Here is a 9,506-nt window from a genome sequence, read left to right as displayed (position 1 = left end):
AGAATATTATTTGAAGAAATTATCGAGTATAATTATGAGGAAACAAAAAAGGAGATCAAAATTGATCTCCTTTTGTAATATTTGTTCAAAAAAAGTAATTAGTTTGCTAAAACGATTACTTTATTGTTGTTCATTTCAATTGTTCCTCCTTTAATGTCTAATAATAATGTAGACTCATTTGATGGAGAGCTATAAACTTTACCTGAAATATTATCGAAATCTTCGAAAGTTTTTGTGTGAACGTAAATTTTGATTGTTCCTTCACCTAAAGTTGCAACGATAGGAGCGTGGTTGTTTAATAACTGAAATTCACCATCTTTTCCTGGTAAAGTAACAGCATCTACTACTGCATCGAAAACTACGAATTCTGGCGTAATAATTTGTAAGTGCATAATCCTATTGTTTTAAAAAAAAGAGTACTTAGCAACTTTCAAAAAGAAAAGAAACGTAAGCACTCTTTATATGGTTAAATTATATTATTTAGCTTCTGCTAACATTTTTTCTCCAGCTTCAATCGCTTCTTCGATTGTACCACGTAAGTTGAATGCAGCCTCAGGATATTGGTCAACTTCACCATCTAAGATCATGTTGAATCCTTTGATTGTATCTTTGATGTCTACTAAAACACCTGGGATACCTGTAAACTGTTCTGCAACGTGGAATGGTTGAGATAAGAAACGTTGGATACGACGTGCACGGTGTACAACTAATTTATCCTCTTCTGATAACTCTTCCATACCTAAAATCGCGATAATATCTTGTAAAGCATTGTAACGTTGTAAGATTTCTTTTACACGTTGTGCTGTTTCGTAATGTTCTTTACCAATAATTGCTGGTGATAAGATACGAGATGTAGAGTTCAATGGATCTACCGCTGGGTAAATACCTAATGAAGCAATTTTACGATCTAATACCGTTGTAGCATCTAAGTGCGCGAAAGTCGTAGCTGGCGCAGGGTCAGTTAAATCATCGGCAGGTACATATACCGCTTGTACAGAAGTAATAGATCCGTTTTTAGTAGATGTAATACGCTCTTGCATAGCACCCATTTCAGTTGCTAATGTTGGCTGATAACCTACGGCTGATGGCATACGTCCTAATAGGGCAGAAACCTCAGAACCTGCTTGTGTAAAACGGAAGATATTATCTACGAAGAATAATACGTCACGTCCTTGACCTTGTCCATCTCCATCACGGAAATATTCAGCTAATGTTAAACCTGTTAAAGCAACACGAGCACGTGCACCTGGAGGTTCATTCATTTGTCCGAAAACGAAAGCTGCTTTAGACTCTTTCATGTTTTCACTGTTTACTTTAGATAAATCCCAAGATCCACCTTCCATAGAGTGCATGAAATCTTCGCCGTAATTAATTAATCCAGCTTCAATCATCTCACGCATTAAGTCATTACCTTCACGAGTACGCTCACCAACACCAGCGAATACAGATAAACCTCCGTGTCCTTTTGCGATGTTGTTCATCAACTCCTGAATTAATACTGTTTTACCTACTCCGGCACCACCAAATAAACCAATTTTACCACCTTTTACGTATGGCTCTACTAAGTCAATTACTTTAATACCTGTAAATAAAACTTCTGCAGATGTTGATAATTCTTCGAATTTTGGAGCTGGACGGTGAATAGGTAAACCATTTTCTTTGTCTAAATTCCCTAAACCATCAATAGCATCTCCAACTACATTAAATACACGTCCTTTGATGTTTTCTCCGATAGGAACCATAATTGGTTTTCCTAAAGCGATAACTTCTTGACCTCTTTGTAAACCATCAGAACTATCCATTGCGATACAACGTACAGTATCTTCACCGATGTGTTGCTCAACTTCAAGAATTAATGTTTCTTTTCCTTGACGAGGAACCTCTAATGCATCATAAATATTTGGAAGGCCTTCTGCGTTATCAAAAATAACGTCAATTACAGGTTCAATAACCTGTGCAATCTTACCTTTCTTTTGATTTGCCATTATATGAAATGATTTAGTTTATTTTATTTGGGTGCAAAGGTAAGTTAAAAACATTGTATAATTTATATACTTTTTAAGATTTTTGTCATAATATTTTGATTAGTAATCAGAATATTACAATCAAAGGAAATTAAAAATAGATTTGAAGTTCGATTTGAAAGCCTTAATTTTGTGCAAAATCATTTTTAGTGAACGTTTATCAATCCTTAGAAGAAATCAAACCAATCAAACGTCCTGTCCTTACTTTGGGCATGTTTGATGGTGTGCACATTGGACACCAATCTATTCTAAAACAACTCAATACAATTGCAAAAGAAATTGATGGAAAAAGTGTTTTGATTACTTTTAATCCACATCCTCGAATGGTTTTACAACCAAATTGTGATCTTAAATTTTTGAACACTTTAGAGGAAAAAGAAAATGTTTTGCGTCAATTTGGGTTAGAACATTTGATTATTCAAGCGTTTACAAAAGATTTTTCGCAAGTAACTTCTGTCGAATTTGTCAAGAATTTATTGGTTGATAAAATTAATATTGATACGCTAGTGATTGGCTACGATCATCATTTCGGGAAAAATAGAGAAGGAAATTTTGAACAATTACAAGTTCTTTCGAAAAAATATGGTTTCAATTTGATTCAATTGCAAGCTGTCGAAGAAAATGATGTGGCGGTGAGTTCTACAAAAATTAGAAATGCACTTATCGAAGGAAATATCGCGTATGCGAATAAAGCGTTGAACTATCAATATCCGCTTTCTGGAGAAGTTGTTCATGGTGACAAAATTGGTCGTACACTTGGTTTTCCTACCGCTAATTTACAAGTTGATCCCAATAAATTAATTCCAAAAGATGGCGTTTATGCCGTTGATGTTTTTGTGGATAATCAAAAATATTTAGGTTTATTAAGCATCGGATTTAGAGAAACGGTTACCAATTCTCGTGAACATCGAGTAGAAGTGAATATTTTGGATTTTGATCGAGAAATTTATGGAGAAACAATTCGCCTTGAATTTTTAGGACATTTGCGAGATGAAAAGAAATTTGATTCGTTAGATGATTTAATCATCGCGATGAATCAAGACAAAGAAAATGCAATAAATTTATATGGAAATAATTAAAAAAAGGTTCGCTTTTAGCGAACCTTTTTTTAATCTCTATTTATTATAATATTTAAATATTTCTTTTTTATTTTTTTCCAAAACTCCCAAAAGCGTCGCATCAACCTTTGGTTCGTTTGTTGTTAAAACAATTTTATCATTTACTTTTTCGAATGTAATGACAAGATTATTGGTTGTACTTTCAAACGAAATTTTATTTTTTAATTTCTTTTGTAATTTAAAATTAGTACGTAAAATATCCGATTTTACTGTAAACTTTAAAGGTTTATAAACAATTGCAGATTTGTCAATTACAGATTTTTTTGGCGAAACTTCCATCACCGAAGCTGTTTCTAATGATGTATTCGCAGCACGTTCTTCTGCAACAACCGTCATTTTCATCACATCAGAAGTATCTTTTAATTTAGCATTTTGTCTACTTACACCATTTGCGACTACAACACCAGAAGCTTTCCCTGCTAACTTATCCGAAATAACTGAATCTTTTATAGAACCAAAATTTTGACTATTTGCTTTAGCATATTGACCTTCTTTTTCTATGGAATCTAAAACCTTAGAACGAACTTCCATCGCTTGCGGTGCTGATAAAGCAACCGGAGCATTTGGTGCAGACGCTTTAGATAATTGAGGAAAATATCCTTCATCATCAATTGTACCAGCAGAATGTCCTTCAATTACTTTATAAACAGGCTCTTTTGTATCTTTATCATTCTTTACTATTTCTAGAGGTTTTTCCAAATCTTTATCTTTCGATTCCAAAACCACTATTTCTTCTTGTTCAGCAGGCGATTGCTCGATAACTGGGACATTTGTTTTGACAATTTCAAGTGAATTTTCTCTATTTTCAGTATTAATATTCTCGATAAAAAGTACAAAGTAAGGAATCGCAATCAACGCAAAAACGGCAGCAGAAAACCATACACTCGAAACAAATTCGCGAATAGGTTTCTTTTTCTTTTCCTCGTTCTGCAAACCAGATTCAATACGTTTCCACACCAAATCACTCGGTTTTTCGCCGACAGTTTCGTTACTTCTTGATCGAAATAAATCTTCTATTGGATCGTTTGTGTTCACGATAAATTTGATTTTATATTTTCATTCTTACTTAACATATCCTTCAATTTCGTCTTCGCTAAATTAAGTTGCGATTTAGATGTTCCTTCTGTAATGCCCAAACTTTCGGCAATTTCTTTGTGCTTATATCCCTCAATAACGTAAAGGTTAAATACGAGACGACAGCCTTCGGGTAGATAATCGAGGAGTTTCATCACATCATCTTCTTCGATTTGTTGCGAAGCTTCTTGATTAGATGAAATAGAAGAGGAGTAATCGTCTACATTAAGGTGAAAAATTTTATTTTTCCGCAACTCCATCAAACATTCATTAATCATAATTCTTCGCATCCATCCTTCAAAACTTCCTTCGAACGAATAATTTTCAAGATTCTGAAAAATCTTCAAAAAACCTTTTACCAACGCATCTTCCGCTTGTTGTATATCGGTAAAATAACGTTTACAAACCGCAAAAAATCGCGCATCATATTTTTCGTAAAGCAGCCGCTGTGCTTTCGAATCATTGTTGATACAAGCTTTTATGAGTTGTTTTTCGTCCAAAATACTTTTTCTTTCTCAGTGTTTAGATGCGAAAATTACGCTTATGGTTGCTTTGATAGCGTAAAATATTTGTTAAAGTTCTGAAAACTTATTCATTAAACATAAAAAAGTCGCTACAAGAGCGACTTTTTAAATTATTTTTTTATAAATTTTTTCGTTATTCTTTTATTATCTTGAATTAACTGGATAATGTAAACACCATATTTAAGTTTGCTAACATCAATTTGTTGATTATTTGTTGAGTTATGTTCAACAATTTGTCCAATGATATTTGATATCTTATATTCAATTTTACTTTTAGAACTTGAAGCTACATTTAATATTTCTTGTACTGGATTCGGGTATATTATAAAATCAACTTTATCTAAATCACCAACTCCTAAAGTTTTTTCAAAAATAGCTTTTACAGAAAAGTTATGTGAAGGATTAATTATAATTTTTTGATCATTCGATTCTAAATCACCTTCCCAATGAGAAAATTTATATCCTGGTAATGCAATTGCTTCTAATGTTACTGGAATAGATTTAAAATAATCTCCACTCCAATTTTGATAATCTTCTTCAATACCAACTGTTGAATTATTGATTTCAATCGTATTAACTTTTACGAAACCTTGCTCTTTGTTATTTATTCTAGTTGTTAATTTATAATTTCCTTCAAGATTAAAGAAATTAGACAAATGTTCTTTTTGATATTGTGGTCTATTTCTAGCAAAATTTCTAGTTTTTTCTATGTAATTATTCCAATCCTCTACAGAACCTATCATTTTCCATCGATCAATATGTTCTTGCATTTCTGGCTCCAAAGCCTGTTTCATTTTATCAATAATCTTTATAACTCTATCTGGAATGAAAGTTGTATTTAATAAATCAGAAAATCTATTAATAAATCTATTTTTAAAATCTCTATTCTCTAATAATTTTACAAAATGAAGATTATAATGATTAGATTCAGGGTTAATATTTGTGTCCGTCGCATTGTACATTGAATTTACTTTGTACTTCTCATCATTAGGAAACATTCCTAAATCAGTATCTTTTAATACCCAACGCCATTTTCCATCATGACCATATGGAGCATTTACATCATAATCTACTTTTTTTCTCCAAAATTCATTATTATTAGCTGGCCAATCATCATTACCAATATAAATTTCTGTTAAAAAATAGTCAATTAAATTATCAAAATCTATTTTTCTTGATACATAATTATAATTTTCATACGTTGTTAAGTCATTATTTCCAATAAAATTCATCAACTCTTTATATGCTATTGGATCTCCAATATCACCAAACCCCTCATTTTCTAAAAAGTCAATTTCATTTTCTTTTATGTTATATACACGCTCAAAATATTTCTCATCAAATCTTTCTCTTAAATTATAGACACCATAATATTCAGAATTTACAAATACAACACTTGGAGAATATTCTTGTGTTTCAAAATTCAAATGCTTTGTAAGATTTTGAATCAAAGCATCTTTATACATTGTCAAATAAGTATCATTACCAGAGTTTCGAAGAATTAATCTTTTAAATTTATTATAATCATAATCTTTAAAAAAATTATAATTTAATGAGCTTTTACTATAATCTGATTTCGCATAAAATCTAAATGATTTATTTCGATAGCTTCTAGTTGCATTTCCATGATTTCTAATTCCTATTGTTTGATGAATTACTTCTTTATTATTATCAAAAACTGACAAAAAAACTTTTCTTTCACTTTCTTTTCCTGATTGTTGATAATTAGCAATCGTATTATATATTGCTTCTTTATCAGGATTCTCAATTCTCCAATCATCAAAAGTTTTTCCTGCTACCCACAGACCATTTTCATAACCAAATAATTCTTCGGCATCAATAGAAATTGAAAATATTGGCAATGTATAACTAAAACTATTTTTATTATTAACAAAAAAAGTTTTTGAAATTGTTTCAGATGAATTCTCATTACTTACAGCTTTTGCTTTAATAACAAAACTCTTTTTAATTAAATGAGAGGGAAAATAAGGATTATTATCAAATGTAGTAGAAATATTTGATAACACATTATCCTCTTTAGTTCTATCATAAATCTTGATAGGTTTTTCATAAAGAAATGATTTCATTTCTGATACATAAAACTCATAAGGAAGTTCCCCTACATTTTGTGGGTATCTTTTCTTGTATTGATATACTTTTCCATTCAGATTATTTATATCTGGTTCAGATCCATCAATTGTATAAATAATTGTTAATGAAGAGTCTTCATGACTGATAGTCAAGTCAAAGTCTTCATCATAAAAGCCACTTTCACTTGAAAATACAGGTGTTTTCAGTGATTGACCTAAAACAAAACTTATAAAGTTAAAAAAAAGAAGGGTATATATTTTTCTCATATGTTATATTGTTATTTTTTACAAAAATAAAACTTATTCCATAAAAAAATCTGATATAAATATTTATATATCAGATTTTCATCTATTATAGAAAGATTCTAATTAATTATTATCCAACTAAATTGTGTTTTACTAGATATTCTGCAATTTGAACCGCATTTGTAGCTGCTCCTTTGCGTAAATTATCCGCAACAATCCAACAATTTAATGCATTTGGTTGAGATAAATCACGACGGATACGTCCTACAAAAACATCGTCTTTTCCTTCTGAATAGAAAGCCATTGGATAAGTATTTGTATCAGGATTATCTTGTACAGTTACACCTTCCTGTTCTGCTAATAATTTACGAACTTCAGCTAAATCAAAATCATTCTCAAATTCGATATTTACAGACTCCGAATGTCCTCCTTGCACAGGAACGCGAACCGCAGTAGCAGTAATATTCATTTCGTCCACACGCATAATTTTACGAGGCTCACGTGTTAATTTCAATTCTTCTTTTGTGTAACCTGTTTCTTCATCAAAAACATCACAATGAGGCAATGCATTTTTGAAAATTTGATATGGATAAACTTTCGCAACGTCACGTCCTTCAATTTCTCCATTCAATTGCTCCACAGCATCTTTTCCAGTTCCTGTAACTGATTGATAAGTAGAAACAACTACACGTTTAATTCCGTATTTTTTGTGTAAAGGATTAAGAACCATTACCAACTGAATTGTAGAACAGTTAGGATTTGCAATGATTTTATCATTTGTTGTTAAAATATCTGCATTGATTTCTGGTACAATCAACGGACGATCTGGATCCATTCTCCAAGCCGATGAATTGTCAATTACAGTTGTTCCAACTTCTGCAAACTTAGGCGCCCACTGTTTGGAAGTTTCTCCACCTGCTGAAAAGATTGCGATATCAGCTCGCATTTCTACAGCATCTTGCATTGATACAATTTTGTATTCCTTTCCTTTGTACTCAATAGTTTTTCCTATTGATCTTTCTGATGCTACTGGTATAATTTCAGTGATTGGAAAATTTCTTTCTTCCAAAACTTGGAGCATAACTCTGCCGACCATTCCGGTAGCGCCTACGACTGCTATTCTCATTTGTTTATTAAATAATGTATTAAAAAATTTCGAATTGCTAATTTACTGATTATTTCGATACATTTTTCTCTCTTTCATAGGTTTAGCAATCTATTTGATATGATATATTTTATGTTATGATGTTAATTCAGGTTTTTGAACTTTTCCTCGAATTAAAATTTATAAATCTCTTTTTTATAAGAATTTTGAACACAAAAAAAGTGGAACAAATTGCTCCACTTTTCTATAATTGTATAAAAATATTTTTTCAAAAATTATTTTTTGATTATTTTTTCAATCTTCATTCCTTTATCTGTTTTAATTTTTAGAAGATAAACTCCACTTGGTAAAGATTGAACATCGATTGTTGATGATTTAGTATCAACATACTTTACTGTTCTTCCTGTAAGATCCCCAATTGTAATTGATTCAATTTTTTCTGATGATGGATTATTTATTTTTACAAAATCTGACGTAGGATTTGGATAAACTTTAACTTTTGTAGTTTTATTTACTTCAGAAGTAGCTAAAGAACCAGCACCTATTTTAATATCATCTGCATAAATTTTAGTTGTTGTTGCAGCATTATCGTGTGTAACACGAATTTCATCTGTAATCATTTCTGATGCTACATCACTAGGAAAACGCTCATATGCCAATTCGTCATCAACAAAGTATTCTACTTTATTATCCTTCGCATTATATTTTATTGATAATTTATACCATGTATTTGCTGAAGCTACAAAACCTGTATCTGCATATTGTTCAACTTCATAATCGGCAACCCAAATATTTCCTGTCCCAATAATTCTTATCTGGTCAACATATGATTCTGCTGCATTATTTACCGTTGAAAATATATATGATGATACGTTATCAATTCCAACCATTACATAAACCTCTACATCGTCTAATGATTCAGCTCCTTTTGAATAAAACCCTCCCACAATTGGAGAAGATTGTTTTCCATAACGTGTATCTTTTGCCGCTAAAAATGATAATGCTCCTCCATGAAATTTATCACTAACAATGTTTTGATTTTGAACAAATGCTGTCCCTTCAGCATTAGTTCCTGTAACAGACCAACCATTTTGTTTATTAATATCTCCAAGTTTATACCCTTCAGAAACTTCAAACCCTATTGATAAATCAACAGCTTTTTTATTTAAATTATCAGTTTTTGTATTAGATTTTAATACATTACCTTCAAAATCTAATAAAGTTTTTACTGCTTTCTCTTTTTGTTGAGCGAAAGTAGCAGAAGATAAGGCGATAATTGATAAAAGTGTAAAAATTTTCTTCATAATAATTAATTTTTAGTGTTA

Annotated in this window: 8 protein-coding genes; 1 reads left to right on the top strand and 7 read right to left on the bottom strand. The window is 31.0% G+C overall.

The features are described from left to right. Nucleotides 1–98 precede the first annotated feature (98 nt). Entirely contained in the window at nucleotides 99–392 is a 294-nt protein-coding gene (locus tag B4E95_RS12515; RefSeq protein WP_171623425.1) for a F0F1 ATP synthase subunit epsilon, read from the bottom strand. An 84-nt stretch (nucleotides 393–476) separates the two neighbouring features. Then, on the bottom strand, nucleotides 477–1,985 hold the full coding sequence (gene atpD, locus B4E95_RS12510; protein WP_291091801.1) for a F0F1 ATP synthase subunit beta: 1,509 nt from the start codon (nucleotides 1,983–1,985) through the stop codon (nucleotides 477–479). Between the two features lie 188 nt (nucleotides 1,986–2,173). Here atpD and B4E95_RS12505 point away from each other — a divergent pair, with 188 nt between their 5' ends. Further along, nucleotides 2,174–3,103 carry a bifunctional riboflavin kinase/FAD synthetase gene (locus B4E95_RS12505; protein WP_291091800.1) on the top strand — a complete coding sequence of 310 codons (930 nt, stop codon included), beginning with the start codon at nucleotides 2,174–2,176 and terminating at the stop codon, nucleotides 3,101–3,103. A 36-nt stretch (nucleotides 3,104–3,139) separates the two neighbouring features. On the opposite strand, the gene B4E95_RS12500 is transcribed toward B4E95_RS12505, so the two are convergent. The 5 genes from B4E95_RS12500 to B4E95_RS12480 form a co-directional block, all read right to left on the bottom strand. Next, complete coding sequence (locus tag B4E95_RS12500; RefSeq protein ID WP_291091798.1) at nucleotides 3,140–4,177, bottom strand: hypothetical protein; 1,038 nt, start codon at nucleotides 4,175–4,177, stop codon at nucleotides 3,140–3,142. Then, nucleotides 4,174–4,716, bottom strand: coding sequence for an RNA polymerase sigma factor (locus tag B4E95_RS12495; protein WP_291091797.1), 543 nt, complete (start codon nucleotides 4,714–4,716; stop codon nucleotides 4,174–4,176). The genes B4E95_RS12500 and B4E95_RS12495 overlap by 4 nt, the downstream gene beginning before the upstream one ends. A 134-nt stretch (nucleotides 4,717–4,850) precedes the next feature. Further along, nucleotides 4,851–7,097 (bottom strand): CotH kinase family protein, encoded by a 2,247-nt coding sequence (locus tag B4E95_RS12490; RefSeq protein ID WP_291091796.1) that lies wholly within the window; start codon nucleotides 7,095–7,097, stop codon nucleotides 4,851–4,853. A gap of 109 nt (nucleotides 7,098–7,206) precedes the next feature. Further along, the gene (locus B4E95_RS12485) at nucleotides 7,207–8,202 is read right to left on the bottom strand and encodes an aspartate-semialdehyde dehydrogenase (protein WP_038336152.1); all 996 of its coding nucleotides are present in this window, start codon (nucleotides 8,200–8,202) and stop codon (nucleotides 7,207–7,209) included. A 254-nt stretch (nucleotides 8,203–8,456) separates the two neighbouring features. Next, nucleotides 8,457–9,485: a T9SS type A sorting domain-containing protein gene (locus B4E95_RS12480; protein ID WP_291091795.1), complete on the bottom strand. Its 1,029-nt coding sequence runs from the start codon at nucleotides 9,483–9,485 to the stop codon at nucleotides 8,457–8,459. Nucleotides 9,486–9,506: the final 21 nt, after the last annotated feature.

It is taken from the genome of Empedobacter sp. UBA7494 (genome assembly GCF_002478465.1).
Taxonomy (GTDB): domain Bacteria; phylum Bacteroidota; class Bacteroidia; order Flavobacteriales; family Weeksellaceae; genus Empedobacter; species Empedobacter falsenii_B.
The sequence above is the reverse complement of the archived record's forward strand: the minus strand, read 5'-3'. Positions and strand labels throughout refer to the sequence as shown.

Coding starts and splice junctions, on each gene's coding strand:
- B4E95_RS12515 (WP_171623425.1), bottom strand. CDS start 392: ATGCACTTACAAATTATTACGCCAGAATTCGTAGTTTTCGATGCAGTA.
- atpD (WP_291091801.1), bottom strand. CDS start 1,985: ATGGCAAATCAAAAGAAAGGTAAGATTGCACAGGTTATTGAACCTGTA.
- B4E95_RS12490 (WP_291091796.1), bottom strand. CDS start 7,097: ATGAGAAAAATATATACCCTTCTTTTTTTTAACTTTATAAGTTTTGTT.
- B4E95_RS12485 (WP_038336152.1), bottom strand. CDS start 8,202: ATGAGAATAGCAGTCGTAGGCGCTACCGGAATGGTCGGCAGAGTTATG.
- B4E95_RS12480 (WP_291091795.1), bottom strand. CDS start 9,485: ATGAAGAAAATTTTTACACTTTTATCAATTATCGCCTTATCTTCTGCT.